The following is a 21,247-nucleotide window of genomic DNA, read 5'->3' as shown; positions in this document are numbered from 1 at the left end:
ATGAAATTAGATAGAGTTCCTTATATAAGCAGCAGAACTGCTCCATCAAGGATGGTATTTTATTATTTTTGTTATTGAACTCCCTTAGTTCAACAAAAAAAGACCGCTGCAGCGATCACTTCCTGAATTCCATATGAAGCTAATGCCCCCCTTCTGTTTCTTATAACCCTAAATAAGGTATTATTGTTGCTTTTCTAGACTTGGATTTCTATTGTAGTTTTTTCAACTATTTGCACGAAACTTTACGTGTCTACAGATATTTTTATTAAAACGACTATAAAACTCTCAGACGTACGATCTAGACTATTTGCTTTCCTAGAATCTTCCCCCCCTGAAGACCTAGTCTGTATGCATAGCCCGTACAACAGATACAGGAAAATCATATACTGGATGATACCTGTGATCAGTTTAGAGAGGAGCTATCAGATTTTGGCAAAATATCGGATCCTAACCTTTGATGGAGGCGGCACATTAGGAGCTTTAAGTTTACAACTTTTGAACAGATTGACTCAACAAACCCCACAATTAATTAATGGCACCAACGTTTTCTCAGGAAATTCAATTGGTTCATTCACTGCCCTTGCGTTAGCAAGTGGAAGATCGCCAAAGGAGACACTTCAGTATTTTAGAGATAAAATCCTACCGGCATACAGCATTTCTCGACCAGGTGGGCCTGTTTTTAATCAACAGTTACCATATTCAGGCTACATTAAAGCGGTAGAAGCCTTTTTCCCGGCAGACCTGCGTCTCAAAAACTTAGAAAAAAGAATTGTGGTTCCTTCATTTCAATTATTCTCACCGGAACTGAACCGTTGGACTCCTGTGTTATTCCACAACTTTCCGGACTCTCCCTATTTAAACGAGAAAGTAAGTGATGTCATACTACGGAGCAGTGCAGCTCCAGCGACGCAGCGTGCTTATCAAAACTATGTGGATGGATTTGTAATAGCAACTAACCCTAGTACAGCTAGTATCGCGTTCGCTGTGGGTAAAGCAAAACAACCGTTGGATGAAATTGCAGTATTATCCATTGGGACAGGTGAAGCTCCGATTCATTTACGAAGAAATACGAGGGGATGGGGGATGGTAAGTGCGAATAACTTACGCCCTGAAAATCTAAACAACCTTCCTCCAAATTGGGGAGTCCTATTTGACAGAACGCCCAATGAACCCTTACTACCATTGCGTCAGCTCGTCAGTAATGGCAGCGGTTACTATGAATCCATGGTCAGTTCTCAACTACTGGGGGACCGTTTTTTCAGGTTAAATCCTCGGATACCAAACTTCTCCATAACGGACCCTTCCGCGTTTCCTGCTCTCATTGAGATTGCTAACAGAACTAATTTACAACCTGCAATTCATTTTATTGAGAAAAACTGGACCCAAAAAAAGTAAGGATTAAATATAGGGATTTCTTCATATCCTCAATACGAACAAATAAGAATGATAAAAAAATAATTTGAATACTTGATATCTTAGTAAAGATAACCGAATACTGTTGAACTGTTGTGATCCCCTATTAAAAATGCCTATAAGGATCAATAGCAACTTTTACTGCTACTCGATACTCCTTCTATATTTTAATTGATGAACCTACGACTCTTCCAATTGCCCTGACCTCTGTCGCTTCTGACTCATGAATACCCATAACAAAGCAATTACCGTAAGGGTTTCCCCAAGCAATCGAAATCCATCGAAGCTAAACTTACCTCCCATTATGATGCCGAGCAGCATTGAAGAGAGAATGGCTCCAAAGTTTCTAGATGTATTAAATAAACCAGACGCTACCCCGATTATTTCTTTAGGAGAACTCTTAAACAAGGCAGATTGCATGCCTACACTGTTTAGCCCGTTACTAATACCGAATGCTGTTAACGCCAAACAAACACTGAGAACCGGTGAAGTTTTACTCAATATCATGATCCATATTGCCCCGAATGTCATCAGTACACCGGACAAGAGCAATGCTGGGCGAGGCCCTGATTTATCAATCCATCTTCCTGCTATTGGAGAAGCAACGAGTGACCACAAACCTAAGCTTAACATGAGGATACCTGTATAGAACTCGCTCACATGACGTACCATTTGCAAGTAGGATGGAAGTCCGAAAAATAGAGCGTAAAAAAGTACGTTAACAACCATGAATTCGGCATTGACCCAAGTCATTGCAGGATACTTGACGAATGACCGCAAAGGAAAAAAAGGTGAGGTCGTTTTTAGCTCATGTCGAACGAACCCCCCCAGTACAACGAGGCCAAACAGCCCGACAATGACATTTATTAATGCGATATGCCCATATGATTTAGCCGACAGCAATCCAATAAGCATGGCAATCAGCCCGACTGTGAAGAGCAGAATCCCTGGCACATCAATTAAATCCATCCATTTACGAAAGGACATGTTACGTGCAATGGATGTTGACCTTTCGTCTTTAGGAATCGTTTTCAATGCTAATAGAAAACTCGATACCACGAACGGGATATTTACGAAAAAGATAGCAGGCCAATCCCACCAGTGAATCAAAACCCCGCCAATAAAGGGTCCAATGGCGGCAGCACCGGATTGGAACATGGATATAACAGACACCGCAGCCGCTTGTTTCTCCGTAATATGAATTCGAACAATAGCCATTCCAACTGAACCCATCATGCTTGTTCCGATGGATTGTACAATCCGGAACACGATGAGCCACCCAAAGTTTGGTGAAAGTGGAGCTAATAAAGATGTAACAAAGGCTATAACAAGCCCGCTGAGAAATATCTTCTTTCGCCCAAATAAATCACTTGCCTTTCCCATGATAGGTTGAGAGATAGCACTTGCAATGTAGAAAGAAAAAATAATCCAGGAAACAACGGTAAAGTCAAGGTGGTACACATTTTGCAGCCTTGCAATAGCAACAGAAATCATCGAAGAATTTAATGGATTCAAAAGAACCCCCAGTCCAACCGAAATCATCAACCACCTGCTGCTCACATTCATTTTTAAGTCCCCCCCAAGTGTTTTAATGATATCGTACTTGAAATCGAATATTTACTCCAACGCATTTTATGTTATGATTTCATTGACTTAAAGGAATAAATGGAGGGCACGAAATGGAACTTCTTCAGCTACAATATTTTCTCGCAGTAGCTAGATTGGAACATATGACAGAAGCTGCTCGTAGTCTTCACGTAACTCAATCGTCGCTAAGTAAAACGATTCAACGTTTGGAGGAGGACCTTGGCGCTCCTTTATTTGATCGTACAGGAAGGAAGCTGCGATTGAATGAGATCGGAAGAAGATTCCTCCGCCGTGCTGAAAAGGCTTTGTTTGAATTGGAACAGGGGAAGCAGGAAATTAGTGATTTGACCAGCCCTGACCACGGTACCATCGAATTGGCTGTAACCAACGCAAGCACCTTGCCAAATATCCTTCGAGAGTTTCGGAAAAAGCATCCCCATATCCAATTCCATGTGCAAATGCTGACCACACAGGAAATGATTACACTTCTTTATCGAGGAGAGGTCGATTTCTGCTTATCCTCCCCTCCCATCAAAGGTGATGAAATTGAATGTCAAATCGTATACATCGATCCCATCCATGTAGCTGTACCAATGGAGCATCGGCTGGCAGAACGAAGCAGCGTATCCTTGAAAGAACTTAAGGATGAATGGTTTGTCGGTGTAAAGAGGGGCTATCGTACTCGTGATTTAGTGGACTCAGTATGCCACTCAGCTGGATTTGTACTTCATTACGTGTATGAGGGAAATGAGCCTGCCAGGCTAAGTGCTCTAGTGGAAGCTGGAATTGGGATTGCCTTCATACCAAGCACGGCAATGAATTCACGGGAAAATATTAAATATCTTCAAGTTGAGGATCACGAATTGGTGAGGGAGATAGCTTTATTATGGAACAAGAATCGGTATATTTCACGAGCTGCTCTCGAATTCCGTGAGGTGGTTGTAGACTATTTTGGAACGCTATCGAAAAATTGAATACCCCCGAAAACTAAATTCAGAAAAAGCTTATAAACTTGCATTTATAAGCTTTTTCTGCAATTAATGATATATTTTTATTAGTAAACATTCTTCCATTTCTCAATATTGCTCATATCAAATTTAAATGGATCGCCGGCTTTTCAGGTGATTTTACCTTCTACTAATGCGTTGGCGGTATATCTTGCTGCATATCCCACATCAATCGGATTCCATAAATACATCCAGGGAAAACACCATTTTCAATATAAGTAGCCATCAAGGGGTCCCGGCAGTCTTTTGATAGTTTTTCAGACTGGTAATCAACTCAAAAGGAAGCTTAATATAGTACCTTCACTGCCTCAGACGTAAACGGAATCAATTCGTTCGTCCGTCCATCACGGATCTTGTTTACCCAAGCAGGATCAACCAATAATGATCGGCCTATGGCGACTAGATCAAATTCTTCACGCTCAAGCTTCTCGATTAATCCTTCGATCTTGGTATTATTGGCTTCTTTTCCTTTGGTAAAGGTACTCATAAAATCATTATCGAGCCCGACTGATCCGACAGTTATCGTAGGTTTTCCTGTCAGTTTTTTTGTCCAGCCAGCAAGATTCAAATCAGAATCTTCGAATTCAGGTTCCCAGAAACGGCGAGTTGAACAGTGAAAAATATCAACTCCTGCATCGACTAATGGCGCCAAGAACTGTTCCAGTAATTCAGGTGTTTCAGCTAATTTCGCAGTGTAATCTGTAGATTTCCATTGTGAAAAACGCAGCACGATTGGGAAATCAGGCCCGACGGCACGGCGGCAAGCCTCGATCACCTCCACTGCAAAACGGGTGCGTGCAAGCATGTCGCCGCCATATTTGTCAGTGCGTTGGTTGGTTTTCTCCCAAAAGAATTGGTCGATCAAATATCCGTGCGCACCGTGGAGTTCGATGCCGTCGAAACCAAGCTGCTTGGCTTCGAAAGCTGCTTGTGCAAAAGCGAGGATTATTGCGGCAATATCCGTTTCCGAATAATCATTAACATTGCCACGTGCTCCCATATGCCAAATCTGCGGTATAATACGTCCTCCCACCTCGTGTACCGCCTTCACTACGTTTGCCCAACCGTTTAGTGCATCTTTACCAAAGAAGTTCGGAACATTAACTTGATTGGACGAATCTGGGTGATTGATCACAGTACCTTCTGTAACTATTAGTCCAACACCATTTTCAGCCCTGCGGCGATAATAGTTGGCAACATCCAAACCTGGCACTCCGTTCGGAGAAAATTGTCGGGTCATCGGTGCCATCACAATGCGATTAGACAGAGACAGATTCCCGATAGTGAATGGTTTAAACAACGCCTGAACTGTTTGAGAATAACTCATAACAACAACCTCCAAATTATAAATGTTTATTTTTATCACACATATTACTATATAGCTTTTTTGACTACTCAGTCAAAAATAATGCAAAAAAATATCAACTTTTCAATGTAAACTAACGATGATCATTAATTCAGCCCATAGCTTTTGCTCACAATCATCTGCTCAAATTTGAGACTGTGGCAGAAAACCACCTCCTTTCATTCACTTTATCAACAAATTATATATATTTGACTAATCAGTTAATAATGAAGTAAAAAAACAATATTCTTTACCGTTAATTCACAATGATCATTTTAGCCATTTTATTGACCACACAGTCAAAAACTTCGAAAAAAAAGGGGATCAAGTTGCAATCAACGCAAATGATGTGCGTAAGACTGCCTCGATCCGCTCAAGGGAAGCACCTGACTTCTCCATGATTCTTGCACCAACAATAGCGTTGTTCAGATAAGCAGCAAGCTCTTTGCTTGTATGCCGTTTTGTAATCAATTGCTGCTCCTGACCACTACGGATTACCTTCTCGAGTATTTGTTCTATATCCGCGAACATCGACTCTACTACGCGGGTTACTTCCTCGTCATCAGTTCCGAATTCCAGCGAGGAATTCACAATAAAGCATCCTCTGTGAATAGTTTCTTTGTCTTTACATAGCATAAAGTCGCGTATGGACTTCAATTTTTCCAAAGGAGACGTTTCCTGGGAGACGAGCTCCTCTAACACTGCTACCGCTTGTTCCCGATACAGCGCCAACGCTTTTAAAAACAAGGATCGCTTGTTTTCGAACACACAATACAAACTTTGCTTCTTAACCTGCGTTGCACTTGTCAGATCCTCCAAGGAGGTCGACTTAAAGCCTTTCGTCCAGAACACTTCCATTGACTTGTACAGTGCATGATTGATATCAAATTCTCTAGGTCTACTCATGTAAGTATTTTATCAATTATTGACTACGGAGTCAAAAAAAGTTTTACACCTTTTTTAGGAGATCCTAGGTTTGAAATAGAAATTTAGAAGCGGATGTCATCGCTAAAACAAAGATTTCTGGAGACCTTAGTAATTTTTATCGGTATATTGATTAGATGTTAAAACAAACGAGTTTTGGTTCTGTCATTTCCATCAAAGTAAAGGCCACTCCTTCACGGCCCAATCCCGATCCTTTTGTCCCCCCAAAAGGCATCGCATCTATACGATAATCCGTACTTTCATTGATCATAACTGCCCCCTACATTTAAATTAGCCATTCCTTTAAATGCCGTCTCTAAATTTGAGTGAAAATGGCAGCTTGCAAACCATAGTCTAATGAATTTGCACGGTTGACTGCATCTTCAAAGTTCGTAAAACTTTCAATAATTGTCACTGGACCGTAAATTTCTTCGTAACATAATCTCGAATTGTAGGGTACATTCTCAAGAAGAGTAGGAGTATAGAAATTTCCATTTCTTTTCCCTCCCATCAAGAGATTCGCTCCATTTGACAATGCTTCATAAACTGATTAGTCCACCCTTTTAGCTGCTTCCTCGTTAATAAGTGGTCCCATATCAGTATTTTCATCAAGCTTAAATTTTACAAACAAAACAGGTGACTTTTGGTATTTCTTTATACATTTTAATTTAGCTTTAAGGATTACCAAGTTAATAACATGGCTGACTTTCTTCATTTTTCATAAAATATTATCCATTTCAACACCACAAGCAAGAACGTGGATTAAATTGAAATGAGCGTCTGATTGAGGAAGAAAGTTCTTGTTCATCCCAATAAGAAAAACACCCCTTAAGTCATAATTACGACTTAAGGGGTGTTTTTCCTTTGTCTCATTTAGCTTGATTTCTTCATAAATCCGTCCGTTTTAGGGTAAAACCATAGAACAGGTCTAGGTGCACTTCTGCATTGCCCTATTCTGTTTTTGGTAAAAGACAATATTATTTTGTCAGATGATGTTTTTTTATACCAATGGTTTATTGTCTTCGAAGATTGTCAGATCTTACTTAAACAAGATTTTCCGCAGAAGTTCAACTTTTAGCCAGTCTTTTCAGTATTTCTTTGTAGAACATACCTTAATGTACCGTCCCCTTGGTTGGATATTTGAATCTGAAACCCAAGGTTTTGCAACTCTTGAACAAGTTTTATAATATTTTCAGGGGGTTGTGCACCACTCTGGCCGCTATACTTCAAAACTAGTACATCGTTAATCACTTATTTATCCTCCTTAATCCTTTTCGTTTTGAAAGAAAATCGTATTGACGCCGTTATTCACGACATTCTTATCATTATCCTCCAGTTCGTTCCTAGCAACAAACGTATCGACGGCACTGGGTTCGATATTAATACCTATACTGTTGTTCTCGATTTCATTGTTCTCAATGTTGTCAAAACTGCTAAATACGTGAATTCCGTTAACATTGTTCTTTTCAACTTCATTTTCAGCTACAACAGTTCTATCATTTGCTGCATTAATGAAAATCCCGTCCACACTGTTACGTTCAACTTCATTTTGCAGGATCCAGTTATCAACATTTGGAATCCCAATTCCAGGATTAATGGCAATCCCATCTTGGTTTTTCAAGACCGTATTTCCCACGGCATTATTAAATATACCCAATACATTGATTCCAATGCCTCTGCTCTTTTCTACATGATTGCCGATCATCGTATCAAAACCAAAAATTCCCCCATCAATTCCATTAATACCGCTATCGGACACTGTATTTCCATAGAAAATGTCATCGCCGCTGAAATCCGCTCTTATGCCGGTACCCAAGCTATGTTTGACATGATTATCGACAACAAAATTATCAAAGTCAATCGCAAAGATCCCGTCACTTCCACTGTTTTCCACCTGATTGCTGACTACTGGGCTGCAGCAGCCGGTAGCGGAAATACCGATGTTCCCACTATGCATCACCTTATTCTCGGTAATAGCATTGCAACAGCTATGGGCATCAATGGCTATATTCCCGGTATTCTCGACTTCATTTTGATGAATGAAGCTACAGCATCCAGTCGAGATTCCAAAACCGCCAACACGTTCAACTTCATTTTGGATGTATGCATTGCAACACCCAAAACCAGTAGAAAATATTCCATTACTCACAATATCTTTAATATTATTTTTCCATATAAGGTGTTCGCCTTGAGGAGTCTGTATTTCGACACCATTTAGGCCAATGTTATGGATATTGTTATTGATCAGTCTATCCGAGACCGAACTACTAAGCACGAGGATCCCATCACCTGAATAATTACGAATCACAAATCCGTTAACCTCCACTCCACTTGCAGTTATCAAAATTCCGATACCGGGCGCGCCCGTGCCATCGAGAATTGCCCCATGTGGATGTGCGGCAACGAGGCGAATATCATTTTTATTCACCACTACATTTTCGTGGTAAACACAATCTTCAACGATAATCGCATCGCCCGGATTGGCGATGGCAATCGCTGCATTAATAGATTGTCCACACAACACAAAGATTTTCTTTCCCATTTCAAAACCTCCTAATATTTTAATGTTTTATGATTGTTTAACTAGTTCGTAACCTCAGCATTTCTATGAAGAATATACCTTAATGCACCGTCACCTTGATTGGACACTTCGATTTGAAATCCAAGGTCTTGCATTTCCCGAATAAATTGGAAAATGACCTCCGGAGGGGTTGTACCCCTTTGGGCACTATAAATTAAAAACAATAGATCATTATTCACTTATTTATCCTCCTTATCTATTTTATTTTTAAAGAAGATTGTGTCGGCACCGTTATTTATGATATTCTTGCCATTATTCTCTAGCTCATTTCGAGCTACAAAGTTATCAGTGGCGGTTGGTTCAATATTGATCCCTACCCTGTTTTTTTCAATTTCATTGTTCTCAATATTGTTAAAGCCGCTAAATACATCTACTCCGTTATTACCGCTATTTTCAACGTCATTTTCTGCTACATGGGATCTGTTATTAGTTGCATTAATTCTTATTCCATCTTCAACGCTGTATTCCACTTCATTTTGCAGCATAAAGTTATCCACTTGAGCATTATTGCCAGTATTAGTTACAATCCCATTTTTATTATTCACAACAGTATTTTTCTCTGTAATATTAAAGCGCCCATACACGTTAATTCCTGTGCCCCTGCTCTTTTTGACAAGATTTTTCAGGATTATTTCAAAACCAAACAAGCCCCCATCGATACCATTGCTTCCGCTATCGGATACGGTATTACCCATGATAAGGTCCTCCCCGGTTGCAGATTTAATACCGATATTAACGCTGTTCTTGACATGATTACCATATGCGAGGCTATCTTCCCCAGGTCCCAAAATGATCCCGAAACTTGCACTGTTTTCCACCAGATTTCGAAGCACCCCGTTGCTGCCGCCGACCCCTGCAGATATACCTGTGTCTCCACTATTCACCACCTTATTCTCAGTCACAAAATTACAACAGTTGATGAAATTAATGCCCATACTCCCTGAATTCACAATTTCATTTTGATGAGCCGTGTTGCAGCATCGGCCAAATATTCCAAATCCCCCAACATCCTCAATTTTATTTTGGATGTAAGAATTGGCACTCAAATTGGAAAATATTCCATTTCCTCCAATATCCTCAACACTGTTTTTCCAAACCAGAACTTCGCCAAAAAGGTTGTTTATTTCGATCCCGTTTCTTATAATATCGTGGATTTTGTTATCGATTAGTTTTACAGATCTTGCTGCATCACCGACAAAGATCCCATCACCAGTATAGTTTCGGATTTTAAATCCGTTGACCTCGACACCTGGTGCAATAATGGTAATACCATTTGATCCTGGCGGTAATCCTTTGCCATCCAGCACTGCCTCATGTGGTTCTTCGCTAACGAGGCGGATATCATTTTTATCTACCACTACTGCTTCGTGATATACACATTCTTCAACGATAATGGCATCACCTGGATTTGCGACGGCAATCGCTGCATTAATGGATTGTCCACATTTCACAAAGATTTTCTTTCCCAACTCAAAACCTCCTAATAATTTTAGTGTTTGATATATTAAATGCGTAGCATGTCCAACGTGTATAGGCTGTCGATTAGTCGTTTCCATTATTTTTTTAAAATAGTTATACTGCCGATGGAAGTTAGTCCAAGCATCCAGTTAATTTTGAGCATTAGATACTAACAAAAGAGTAGAAAATGGAAGTGATAATTTTGATGAATATTTCTTGGATTCATCTGGCTATATTGGCCCTGGCTTCATTTCGTTTAACTCATTTAATCGTTTTTGATACAATCACCTGGTTTTTAAGAAAACCCTTTGTATCTATTAATACGATTGTCGATGCGTCGGGCAGGACGAATCATTATATGGAAATAAGAGGAAAGGGGTGGCGTTATTGGATGGGGTCACTATTAACCTGCCATTGGTGTATGGGGGTGTGGTGTTCCCTTATTGTGGTTGCTTTATATTTTTTTCTCCCAATTATTTTTCCTTTATTAGTGATTCTGGCTGTTGCAGGTATTGCGTCAATCATCGAATTCATAATTGTAAAAAAATAGACAAGACAGCAGATTATTTTGAAAATGAATACAAAAATCTCTACCTTAAATGATTCCACCCTCCATGCTTGTCATTTTCCAAATTGACAGATTATAATAAAAGGACGAAATATCGGTTATGTAGGTGAGAGTGTATGCTGAACGGTTGGTTTATGTGGTTTATCCTGTTATGGACGGTTTTTCTCATTTCAGCATTTGGCATTGGCGGATATTTTATGTTCCGAAAGTTTTTGAAGAAGATGCCGAAGGAAGACGGCAAGTCAGTAATGGATTGGGAAGAGTATTATGTAAATGAATCGCGGCATTTATGGGGGGACGAGGAAAAAGCGCTGTTAGAGGATTTGGTCAGTCCGGTGCCAGAGTTGTTCCGTGATGTTGCACGCCACAAAATTGCCGGAAAAATCGGCGAACTGGCATTGAAAGAAAAAGCCAATAAAATAACCGAAGAACTGGTGATCCGTGGCTATATTCAAGCAACTCCCAAACGCGACCACAAATTTTTGCGTAAAAAGCTTTATGAAAATCAAATTGATGTTGCACCCTATAATCATTTATTCTAGACCGTCCTGCAAATTGTGGACGGTCTTATTTTCGCTTCCAAAGGATCACCCAATTTTTTCCATATATTATGAAACAAGCGCTAGTTTATTTAGGCCTTTCGATTTCAAAAATCTCCCCAATTTTGGCATAATCATTTCCTGCCAATCTACTCACGGCTGCTAATTTCCTTGGATCGATCCTCCCGTTTTCATAGATTTCATCTAAAATATGAAACTGAACAACTTTACCAATGATAAGGTCACAAGCAGGGCCGTCCGTACCTCCTAATTCCATACCATGTTCCAATTTGCATTCCATTCGGATTTTTGCTTCTTTTACACCTGGCACTGCTATTTTTACACTCTCGGCTGGAGTGAAGTCCGCCCATTCTATTTCACTTTGATCCGAAGGTAGGTTTGCGGCAGTCATGTTCACTTTTTCAACATGATCCTCATCTACAATATGAACAACAAATTCCTTTAACTCGTAAATATTTCTCGCTGTATCTTTTTGCTTCCCCCCAGACCTTTGAATAGCCAATGAAATCAGTGGAGGATTGGCAGACACGATATTAAAATAGCTAAAGGGTGCACCATTCAATACGCCGGCTTTTGACATCGAAGTAACGAAAGCAATCGGTCTGGGAATAATACTTCCGATAAGTAATTTATAATTGTCTCTTTCTGATTGCTGGGATGGGTCGATCGTTAGCAAACAAATCACTCCTTTTTTTATAAAATTGCCTACTTGTTCCTTTTTAATCTCTTTTGCAAAGCCTGTTTTATGGTTTATGATGATGAATAGACTTTCATACCATATAAAAACACTGATCCAAACTGAATCAGTGTCTATTCTTTATGCTCCATGCAATTGTTTATAAAGCTTTTTGTAGTCCAGCAGCATAGCAACACGCCATGGCAGAATCATGAAATAGGCTAATAGGTAGAACATGCCTCCTAATTGCGTGTATGGCATTTCTGTACTCATGACAGATTTCAAAATGACCCTGATGATCAATAATCCGACTAAAATCACAATAAACCATTTGGATCGTTTTAAATAAATATCCTCATCGCGGATTTCAAACTTTGAGGTTTTAATTAGAAAAATCGAGAAAAACATTCCTACTAGGATGGCTTCAATGATTTCGGCTGGCGTTAATCGGAATGCCGGCCAAATATACATAAGTGCACCTGTAGACATAAAAATAGGCGGTAAAACAATTTTTTTAGCATTTGTCGGTTTGGCTGAAGCCTTTATACGGACAAACATGACTCCTACAGCCATAGCAACCGCGCCGACTGAAGAAATAGCAACCATATTCATGTGGCATTCATTCCTTATCTGTTAATATTCCTACCCCATTATATATCAAATGGTGTGATTTAAAAAAATATTTACACCTACATTCACATTTTTTATTACCAAATTTCCTATATCTAGCTCATTATAACCAGCATTTAGGCATAAACCAATTCTCACAGTCCTAAAGACTCCCTGTCAATCAAAACCCAGAGAATCCTCCAAATAAGCTTTGGAAAATGGTAATGATTTTTGTCATCCAATCAAAGAAAAGCATGATTCCCATGACAATCATAATATAGCCGCCGATTTGCATAATTTTGCCGCTGTGCCTTTTGATCCATTTTAAACGGCCGACAAAGAACGATAGTATAAAAAATGGAATAGCAAAACCAAGTGAATAGGCAGTCATGTATATGACACCAGAGCTTGGATTCGTGGCGGCAAGTGAAATGACGATCGATAGAATGGGGCCTGTGCAAGGAGTCCAGCCAGCAGCAAAAGCCATACCTATTAAAATAGAGCCGATATAACCAGATGGGCGGTGTTTAAATTCAATGCGGCGATCTCTCATCATGAACTCTGGTTTAAATACACCGACGATCATTAAGCCAAAGAAAATAATAAAAATGCCGCCAAGCTGACGGATCAGATCTTTGTATTCTCTGAAGAAACTGCCCACAAAAGTAGTGCCAAACCCGATCGCAATAAAAATAACGGAAAATCCGATCAGAAAAAATAAAGTATGTAGTAGACTTCTCTTTTGCAGCATGGCATTTTCACTTTGCAATTCACCGACAGACATCCCGGTAATATACGATAAAAAAGCAGGATAGAGCGGCAAGCAGCATGGTGAAATAAAACTCATAAATCCTGCACCCAATGCTAAAAATAAATTAATATCGTGCATATTAACACTCCCACCGTAGTCGATACCTTTCCATTCTAACAAAATTTCCCCTAGAAGGATAATCATTATCATGAATATTTTGTGTCGCCATAAGGTTTTCAAGTTTTTCCAAATAAGGAATAAAACTTCTTGGATAATCATTTACAAATGCCTTTGAAATAATTTACAATATCGGTTATACTAGTGAAACAGTGCATTTTAATAGAGTAATAATACTCTTATTTAAACGAAAGTATTGGAGTTTCTCCGGAAAGGAAATCGGCCGTGCTCAAAAAAGAATTAATGACATTAATTGAAAAAAAACGAGCTGAATTAATACAAGTCGCGATTTCCAGTGGCTTTACCTCTTCCGTTGCAATTCGCTATAGTCAAGAGCTTGACCAATTATTAAATGAATATAATCGAACCTATTTACAAAAGGTCTCTACTTCCTCTTATTAATGTGTTTAAAAGCCTGGCAATTGCCAGGCTTTTTGATTAATTTCGGGAATCCTCCAACCGGCCAAATACCCCATTCTGCAATAAAAACATTTTATGATAAAGCCCTCCCAATGACAAGAGTTCCTGATGCGTACCACGTTCAACAATCTCACCCTGGTGAAGGACGAGAATTAAATCAGAATCCTGAATAGTAGATAATCGGTGGGCAATGGCGATTGTTGTTCTTCCCTGACGCATTTTCGCGAGAGCAGTTTGAATGGCTTCTTCTGTTTCCGTATCAATATTAGCGGTCGCTTCGTCCAAGACCAAAATTTTCGGATTGGCTGCAATGGTTCTGGCGAAGGCAATCAATTGCCGCTGACCGCTTGAAAAAGTAGCCCCGCGTTCCACAACCTTATGTTGATACGTGCCTTCAAGCTGCTCAATAAACGTATGTGCCTGAACAAATCGGGATGCTTCTTCCACCTGCACATCTTCCATCTCTTTGTGGTGCAAGCGGATATTATCTTTTATCGTTCCATAAAACAAGAACGGATCCTGTAAGACGAGCCCCATTTTTTTTCTTAGTTCACTTTTTGAAAAGTTGCGGATCGACTTCCCATCCACTAGAATTTCACCCTGCTCATACTCATAAAATCGCATTAGTAGATTAATAATCGAACTTTTACCGCTGCCAGTATGACCAACGAGGGCGACCGTTTCTCCTGGCTTCGCTGTAAAGGAGATATTTTTTAACACATCCCGCTGGCCATCATAGGAAAAACTTAAATTTTGAAATTCTATCCAACCTTCATCAATCTTCAAATGTTGTTCTTCCAATTGGGCCGGAGCTAGCTCTTTTTCATCAAGCAATTTGAAAACGCGGGAACCAGCAACAATGGCTTGCTGATATAAAGAAAGCCGCTGCATCATTTGATTAACAGGTTCAAAAAAGCGATCTAAGTAATTCACAAATGCATAGATGACCCCAATTTCAACCGTGTGATACAGAGAAGTAATCCCGAAAAAGCTTAGGACAATCATGAGAGCAAGCGTATAAATAAGGTCTATTGCTGGCCGTAACAGCAGGCTGTCAATTTTAATATTGTTCATGCCTGCATAGTAATGCTTATCATTAATTCCCCCAAATTCTTGGCGCAGTCTTTTTTCTTGTCGAAATACTTGAATGATGAACATCCCTTGAAGTGATTCTGCGAGTTTGGCATTTAACTGGCTTAATCTTTCCCGCATATCCAGGTAAAAGCGGGAGCTTAATTTTCGATAGAGCCACATGACATATAGTAAAATAGGAAGAATCACGACACAAAACAGCGCTAATTTTACATTCAAGATAAACATCGCAATAAAAATCCCAACGAGTAAAAACCCGCTTTGAATAAATGTCGAAAGAACCGTTACGAACATATCCTTAATTGCTTCAGTATCATTCGTCACCCGTGACACAATGCTTCCTGCCGGCGTTTTATCGAAATACTTTAATCCTAGCGACTGAACTTTTGAAAATAAATCAATCCGAAGCTGCTGGATAATATATAAAGCTGTCTCCTGAAATTTCACTAATTGGAAAAATAACAAGATCGCTTTTATGATTTGAATCCCCATATACGCAGAACCTAATATAACTAACGGAGTGAACAACAGCTTCCGCGGTGTCAAATAATCATCGAGGAAGATTTTAACTAAGATCGGCAATACAATATCCCCTAAAGTGGTTAACAATAGTAAGACAAAAGCAAGAATGATGATTTTTTTATGTGGCCTCGTATAAGAAAGCAGACGAAACAAAATTTTTCTTTGTTCCTGTCCGGTCAGGTCCATTTTCTCTTCCATGTTAATGCCCTCCGTGCTCTACTAGTTCTTCCAGCTGTTGGCGTTCGTACATCTCCTTGTACCAGCCATCAGCATTCATCAATTCCTCATGAACACCGCTTTCTATGATTCTTCCTTGGTCCAAAACAAGAATTAGATCGGCATGTTGTATCGCACTTAAACGATGGGACGTGATGATTGTCGTTTTTCCTTCCCGGTTTTGCCTTAACGAGGAAAGGATGGCTTCCTCTGTTTTAGCATCAACAGCAGACAGAGAATCATCCAGAATTAAGACTTCCGGATTCATAAGCAGTGCCCTGGCAATTGAAATTCTTTGTTTCTGGCCGCCCGATAACGAAACCCCGCGCTCCCCCACTACTGTTTGATAACCATTCGTAAATTGTTCAATATCGTCATGAATATTTGCTAATTTTGCGGCATTTTCGATCATTGACATTGAAGTTTCAGGATTCACAAAAGCAATGTTTTCAGCCACAGTTGCCGAAAATAAAAAGTGGTCCTGCGGCACATAGCCGATCGTGGAACGTAATTTTTCCAGCTTATAATCCTGCAATTTCCAGCCACCAAAGAGGATCTCACCCTGATAGCCTTCAAACTCGCGAATAAGCAGTTTGAGCAACGTTGTTTTTCCTGATCCGGTTTTCCCTACAATCCCAAGTGTTTCCCCCCTCTTCAAGGAAAAATATATCTCCTTTAGGACTGAATGTGATTCTCCGGGATAGATAAATTCAGAGATTTTGTATTCTATTTCACCCATCGGGGACGTATTTAACACTGCATCACGGTCTGTAATATCTACTTTTTCACTTAAAAGTGCCGAAACACGATCATTAGAAGCCCGGCCGCGCTCCACAATATTAAACAACCAGCCAAAAGCTAGCATCGGCCAAATCAATAATCCTAGATAGGTATTAAACGAAATTAATTGACCAATTGTCAGCTCGTTATTCAGCACATATTTAGCCCCAAAAACAATCGATAGGAAAAACGAGATTCCAACGATAATGGAGATGGTCGGATCATAAAGGGAATCAATTTTGGCGACAACGATATTTTTTTGCACTACGTCTTCAGATTGTTTTCGGAAATCCTCGATATCTTCCTGCTCCTGACCAAACGTTTTAATGACCTTTATACCAGTAATACTTTCCTGAGTTTTATCGTTTAAAGACGAAAACGCTTCCTGAGCTTTGTAGAAACTTTTGTGAAGCATCGTGCCAAACCAGCTCGTCAATAATGCCATTAACGGCATTGGCAGCAGACATATGAGCGTTAATTTCCAGCTGATCGTAAATGCCATCGCGATGATAACGAATCCGCCTGTAGATAATGAGTCTACCAGTGTCAATACACCTAGGCCTGCCGTTTGCTGGATGGCTGATAAGTCGTTCGTCGCATGCGCCATTAAATCCCCGATGCGGCTTTTATGATAAAAGGATGGTGACATATTCGTAAAATGATGGTAAAGCCGGTCTCGTAAAATCCTGCTAAGTTTTACGGATGAACCAAAGATCATGATTCGCCAGAAATATCTCAAAATATAAGTGACAAGCGCCGCAGCAATCAGTATAAGTAACCATTTTACAAGTAAGCCTTTAGTCAGGGTACCATCATGTATTTCATCTGCCACAATGCCAATGATTTTCGGCGGTACAAGCTGAAGAAATGCAACCACTAATAAAAAGAAGATTCCCGAAAGATAGGCTTTTTTCTCCTGTTTAAAAAACCATGATAAATCCCAAAATACTTTCAACCAATCGCCCCCAATCGCTTTAACAATAGGAATTATCTATTTAGTCATTCGAAATTTTATTTTATCAAATATTTCCAAATTAATAAAGATTAAGAAAATAGATGATAATGCAAAAAAGCACCCATTCTATATATGAGTGCTTTGTCTGTCTTATTTGCCTGTTTGCTTGTTCATCGCATTCAGCATTTGATTGATTTTCTTCTGGGATGGCTTCATACCCATTTGCATCATCATCATTTTTAACATTTGCTCATTAATTGGCGGATTTTTCTTTAAATAGCTCATCATATATTTTCGAGCAATGAAAAATCCTAGTGCTACACCAGCTGCTAACGCTAGTATACCGACTAGAACGTATAACATCCCATTTCCTCCTTCATGTTGTCTACCATACTACAGTTTACTAAATAAAACAGATTTAGACAATATTTCGTTTCATTTAGACATATTTTCTTTCTTTTATTGGCTTCAACCATCCGTAACGTTGATGTTCTAGATCCATTGCCAAGAAGGATGCTTCGCTTTTTCGCAGCACTTCAAAAAATACCGTCTCAGCTTCATAACTTCCTTCTGACTCCACTATTATAAATTCTTGAAAAATTTCTAATTTAGCCGTACTTAGTTTTCCACTTAATTTAAGCAAATATGCACCACGATCGGCCTTAAAGCCCTTCATTTTTCCAAGCTGTTTTTGAATAAGCTTGTGCATTTTCAGGACTTCTATTTGTTTTGTTATATAGGCAATTTGTTTATCCGTAATAAATTTAAGTTCACCATAAGCATGTTCATGTTCTCGGAACAGCTTATAAAACAAACGTTCTCGTCCGAAGAAATGGGCGGCAAATTCATCTTCTATTAAATATAGTTGATATCTCCTCACACAGACCTCTCCTTCGCTGACTCTTTTTACTATTATAAAAAATCAGGAAGAAAACATTTGTCTTACCGCGGCAAAAACTTTCACTTATTTTGTCGATTAAACCGGTACCTATATCCTATGTTTAAATTCAGAAGTAGGGATTTTTCCGTATTTACTTATATTCAAATAAAATTCAAAAAGAGAATGGGATCACCCATTCTCCTTCAACATTATTTTTGTAAAAGAGCTTTTACTTTTGCTACTACATTTTGTACTGAAAATCCGTACTCTTCCATGATTTTTTCACCAGGAGCAGAAGCACCAAATTTATCAATGGCGATTACTTCTCCTTCATCTCCAACATATTTATGCCAGCCAAGAGAAGCTCCCATTTCAATTCCAAGACGTTTCTTCACATTTTTCGGAAGAACCGTATCTTTATATTCTTTAGATTGCGCTTCGAAACGATCCCAAGATGGCATGCTGACGACAGATACTTGGATTCCTTCTCCAGCTAGTACTTTTTGAGCTTCGACTGCTAGGCTTACTTCTGAACCAGAAGCTAGCAATAGAGCTTCAGGACTGCCATTTTCAGCTGGTGACACTACATATGCGCCTTTTGAAACACCTTCATATGCGTTTTGATCCGTACCTTTTAAGGTTGGAAGGTCCTGACGAGTCAATACCAATGCAGTTGGTTTGTTTGTAGATTCTACTGAAAGCTTCCAAGCTGCTGCTGTTTCATTGCTGTCCGCTGGACGAATGATTGAAAGGTTTGGCATTGCTCTTAACGCAGCCAATTGTTCAACTGGCTCGTGAGTTGGTCCATCTTCACCTACTGCGATACTATCATGTGTAAATACATAGGTGACTGGTAATCCCATTAATGCAGCCAAGCGAATAGCTGGACGAAGGTAATCAGAGAATACAAAGAATGTTCCGCCGAAAACCTTAATTCCCCCGTGGAGTGCCATACCGTTCATTGCTGCACCCATTGCAAATTCACGAACACCGAACCAGAAATTACGTCCTTCATATGAATCAGGCATGTAATCGTTTGAGCCTTTAATCATGGTTTTGTTTGAACCTGCAAGGTCAGCAGAACCGCCAACAAAGAATGGCAGATTTTTCGCAATCCCATTAATCACTTCACCAGAAGATGAGCGAGTTGCAGTGCCTTTGCCTTCGCTGTATACCGGAATATCTTTATCCCAGCCTTCAGGCAATTTATGGCTTAACGCTGTTTCAAGCTGGCTAGCTAATTCAGCGTATTGGTTCTTATATTGTGCGAAAAGTTCATTCCATTCTTTTTCCTTTTTCTCGCCAGTTTCTACAATGAGTTTATGGAAGTTTTCATACACTTCTTTAGGAACATAGAAATCTTCTTCAAATGTCCATTGATATGCTTCTTTCGTTAACTTCAATTCACTAGCACCAAGCGGTGATCCATGAACACCAGATGTACCGGCACGGTTAGGAGAACCGTAACCAATAACTGTTCTTACTTCGATTAATGTCGGATGTTCTAAGTCAGTTCGCGCTTCTTCTAATGCTTTTGAGATTTCCTCTAGATTGTTGCCATTCTCAACACGAAGGTATTGCCAGCCATATGATAAGAAGCGGTCTTTTACACTTTCAGAGAATGACTTATTTAAATCGCCATCTAGAGAGATATCGTTTGAATCATATAAAACCACTAGGCGTCCTAATTTTAAATGTCCTGCCAATGATGCTGCTTCAGCAGAAACACCTTCCATCAAATCGCCGTCACCACAAATGCTGTATGTAAAATGATTCACAATTTCAAATTTATCTTTATTATAAACACCTGCTAAATGACGCTCTGCCATTGCCATACCAACAGCCATTGCAATCCCTTGACCAAGCGGGCCTGTTGTAGCCTCTACACCTTCAGTATGACCATACTCAGGGTGGCCAGGAGTTTTACTCCCCCATTGACGGAATTGCTTTAAATCTTCAATGCTTAAATTATAACCGGATAAATGCAGCATACTGTAAAGTAATGCAGAACCGTGTCCTGCTGATAAGACAAAACGATCACGGTTAAACCAATGAGGGTTCTTAGGATTATGGTTCATAAATTTTGTCCATAAAGCATAAGTCATTGGGGCAGCACCCATTGGCATTCCTGGATGTCCAGAATTTGCCTTTTCAACTGCATCAATAGCCAGTGTACGAATCGTTGTAACGGATAACTGATCAATATTATTAGTCATTAAATACATCCTTTCTTTATCACTAGGATAATAAGCACACCATTAATATTATATGGCAACGTTATTTAATTCAACAAATTGAATTTATATTTATGTGAAAAACTTCCTAAACCTATTTTGTCTCTTAGTAAGTCGGTATATGTAGAAAAAGGAATACATTTTCTTTGTATTCCAATGATCTGCATTAATGCAGCTTATTTTTCTTTCTTACTTTTAACTTATCAGGTGTTACATCGTTCCCGAGGGGGTCAATAAAAGTAGTATTGGTAAGTGTATCTAACATATTTGAACGGAAAGCTGACAAATACTCACTTCTTAGTTTAGATTGTTCTTTCGCTTCTAATTCTGTTAATCCTGCAGATTTCGCCTTGCGAGCGAGCTCATTAATTCTTGCCATTTTCTCTTTAGATAGCATTTGTGCACCAACTTTCATAATGGACTGTTAACATAAAATTGAATTTTACTAAAAAAAAGCTATTTTGACAAGCAATAAGCAAATATAACAGTACC

The 21,247-nt window shown here is 39.3% G+C and carries 22 protein-coding genes and 1 pseudogene; 5 read left to right on the top strand and 18 right to left on the bottom strand.

Going from position 1 to position 21,247, the window contains the following annotated elements:
• The first annotated feature begins 429 nt into the window (after positions 1–429).
• Positions 430–1,395, top strand: coding sequence for a sporulation hydrolase CotR (cotR, locus tag HPT25_RS17130; RefSeq protein ID WP_173066758.1), 966 nt, complete (start codon positions 430–432; stop codon positions 1,393–1,395).
• 198 nt (positions 1,396–1,593) lie between these two features.
• Here the strand turns inward: cotR and HPT25_RS17125 are convergent, their stop codons facing one another.
• Complete coding sequence (locus tag HPT25_RS17125) at positions 1,594–2,979, bottom strand: MFS transporter (RefSeq protein WP_173066755.1); 1,386 nt, start codon at positions 2,977–2,979, stop codon at positions 1,594–1,596.
• Positions 2,980–3,092: 113 nt separating this feature from the next.
• Here HPT25_RS17125 and HPT25_RS17120 point away from each other — a divergent pair, with 113 nt between their 5' ends.
• Positions 3,093–3,974 carry a LysR family transcriptional regulator gene (locus HPT25_RS17120; RefSeq protein WP_173066752.1) on the top strand — a complete coding sequence of 294 codons (882 nt, stop codon included), beginning with the start codon at positions 3,093–3,095 and terminating at the stop codon, positions 3,972–3,974.
• Between the two features lie 319 nt (positions 3,975–4,293).
• On the opposite strand, the gene HPT25_RS17115 is transcribed toward HPT25_RS17120, so the two are convergent.
• The 8 genes and pseudogenes from HPT25_RS17115 to HPT25_RS17080 all read right to left on the bottom strand — a co-directional run bounded on the left by HPT25_RS17115 (position 4,294) and on the right by HPT25_RS17080 (position 10,326).
• Positions 4,294–5,334, bottom strand: coding sequence for an NADH:flavin oxidoreductase (locus HPT25_RS17115; protein ID WP_173066749.1), 1,041 nt, complete (start codon positions 5,332–5,334; stop codon positions 4,294–4,296).
• Positions 5,335–5,676: 342 nt separating this feature from the next.
• Positions 5,677–6,258 carry a TetR/AcrR family transcriptional regulator gene (locus HPT25_RS17110; protein WP_173066746.1) on the bottom strand — a complete coding sequence of 194 codons (582 nt, stop codon included), beginning with the start codon at positions 6,256–6,258 and terminating at the stop codon, positions 5,677–5,679.
• Between the two features lie 151 nt (positions 6,259–6,409).
• Positions 6,410–6,811 (bottom strand): annotated as a pseudogene (locus tag HPT25_RS28745) (aldehyde dehydrogenase family protein).
• 15 nt (positions 6,812–6,826) lie between these two features.
• Entirely contained in the window at positions 6,827–6,991 is a 165-nt protein-coding gene (locus HPT25_RS28390; protein ID WP_217269741.1) for a hypothetical protein, read from the bottom strand.
• A gap of 359 nt (positions 6,992–7,350) precedes the next feature.
• Positions 7,351–7,527: a hypothetical protein gene (locus tag HPT25_RS17095; protein WP_173066736.1), complete on the bottom strand. Its 177-nt coding sequence runs from the start codon at positions 7,525–7,527 to the stop codon at positions 7,351–7,353.
• A gap of 13 nt (positions 7,528–7,540) precedes the next feature.
• Positions 7,541–8,818: a right-handed parallel beta-helix repeat-containing protein gene (locus tag HPT25_RS17090; RefSeq protein WP_173066733.1), complete on the bottom strand. Its 1,278-nt coding sequence runs from the start codon at positions 8,816–8,818 to the stop codon at positions 7,541–7,543.
• Between the two features lie 41 nt (positions 8,819–8,859).
• Positions 8,860–9,036, bottom strand: a complete 177-nt coding sequence (locus HPT25_RS17085; protein WP_173066729.1) for a hypothetical protein — start codon at positions 9,034–9,036, stop codon at positions 8,860–8,862.
• A complete protein-coding gene (locus HPT25_RS17080; RefSeq protein ID WP_173066726.1) occupies positions 9,037–10,326 on the bottom strand; it encodes a right-handed parallel beta-helix repeat-containing protein in 1,290 nt (429 codons plus the stop codon). It lies immediately after the preceding gene.
• 176 nt (positions 10,327–10,502) lie between these two features.
• On the opposite strand from HPT25_RS17080, the gene HPT25_RS17075 reads away from it, so the two are divergent.
• Together HPT25_RS17075 and HPT25_RS17070 are read left to right on the top strand one after the other, a co-directional pair.
• Positions 10,503–10,865: a DUF1360 domain-containing protein gene (locus HPT25_RS17075; protein WP_246277211.1), complete on the top strand. Its 363-nt coding sequence runs from the start codon at positions 10,503–10,505 to the stop codon at positions 10,863–10,865.
• A 134-nt stretch (positions 10,866–10,999) separates the two neighbouring features.
• Positions 11,000–11,425, top strand: coding sequence for a DUF2621 domain-containing protein (locus HPT25_RS17070; RefSeq protein WP_173066723.1), 426 nt, complete (start codon positions 11,000–11,002; stop codon positions 11,423–11,425).
• 85 nt (positions 11,426–11,510) lie between these two features.
• Here the strand turns inward: HPT25_RS17070 and HPT25_RS17065 are convergent, their stop codons facing one another.
• From HPT25_RS17065 to HPT25_RS17055, 3 genes are all read right to left on the bottom strand, one after another.
• Entirely contained in the window at positions 11,511–12,119 is a 609-nt protein-coding gene (locus HPT25_RS17065; RefSeq protein ID WP_173066720.1) for a flavin reductase family protein, read from the bottom strand.
• Positions 12,120–12,260: 141 nt separating this feature from the next.
• Entirely contained in the window at positions 12,261–12,731 is a 471-nt protein-coding gene (locus HPT25_RS17060) for a CcdC family protein (protein WP_173066717.1), read from the bottom strand.
• Between the two features lie 178 nt (positions 12,732–12,909).
• Complete coding sequence (locus HPT25_RS17055) at positions 12,910–13,617, bottom strand: cytochrome c biogenesis CcdA family protein (protein WP_173071215.1); 708 nt, start codon at positions 13,615–13,617, stop codon at positions 12,910–12,912.
• 264 nt (positions 13,618–13,881) lie between these two features.
• On the opposite strand from HPT25_RS17055, the gene HPT25_RS17050 reads away from it, so the two are divergent.
• The gene (locus HPT25_RS17050) at positions 13,882–14,058 is read left to right on the top strand and encodes an aspartyl-phosphate phosphatase Spo0E family protein (protein WP_173066714.1); all 177 of its coding nucleotides are present in this window, start codon (positions 13,882–13,884) and stop codon (positions 14,056–14,058) included.
• A gap of 36 nt (positions 14,059–14,094) precedes the next feature.
• Here the strand turns inward: HPT25_RS17050 and HPT25_RS17045 are convergent, their stop codons facing one another.
• From HPT25_RS17045 to HPT25_RS17020, 6 genes are all read right to left on the bottom strand, one after another.
• Positions 14,095–15,888, bottom strand: coding sequence for an ABC transporter ATP-binding protein (locus HPT25_RS17045; protein WP_173066711.1), 1,794 nt, complete (start codon positions 15,886–15,888; stop codon positions 14,095–14,097).
• 1 nt (position 15,889) lies between these two features.
• Positions 15,890–17,641: an ABC transporter transmembrane domain-containing protein gene (locus tag HPT25_RS17040; protein ID WP_173066708.1), complete on the bottom strand. Its 1,752-nt coding sequence runs from the start codon at positions 17,639–17,641 to the stop codon at positions 15,890–15,892.
• Positions 17,642–17,791: 150 nt separating this feature from the next.
• On the bottom strand, positions 17,792–18,004 hold the full coding sequence (locus HPT25_RS17035) for a YneF family protein (RefSeq protein ID WP_173066705.1): 213 nt from the start codon (positions 18,002–18,004) through the stop codon (positions 17,792–17,794).
• A 76-nt stretch (positions 18,005–18,080) separates the two neighbouring features.
• Positions 18,081–18,521 (bottom strand): sporulation inhibitor of replication protein SirA, encoded by a 441-nt coding sequence (gene sirA, locus HPT25_RS17030; RefSeq protein ID WP_173066702.1) that lies wholly within the window; start codon positions 18,519–18,521, stop codon positions 18,081–18,083.
• Between the two features lie 209 nt (positions 18,522–18,730).
• On the bottom strand, positions 18,731–20,737 hold the full coding sequence (tkt, locus tag HPT25_RS17025) for a transketolase (RefSeq protein WP_173066699.1): 2,007 nt from the start codon (positions 20,735–20,737) through the stop codon (positions 18,731–18,733).
• 184 nt (positions 20,738–20,921) lie between these two features.
• A complete protein-coding gene (locus HPT25_RS17020; RefSeq protein ID WP_173066695.1) occupies positions 20,922–21,152 on the bottom strand; it encodes a DUF896 domain-containing protein in 231 nt (76 codons plus the stop codon).
• Positions 21,153–21,247: the final 95 nt, after the last annotated feature.

Origin of the sequence: Neobacillus endophyticus (genome assembly GCF_013248975.1) — a bacterium.
Taxonomy (GTDB): Bacteria; Bacillota; Bacilli; order Bacillales; family Cytobacillaceae; genus Neobacillus; species Neobacillus endophyticus.
The sequence above is the reverse complement of the archived record's forward strand: the minus strand, read 5'-3'. Positions and strand labels throughout refer to the sequence as shown.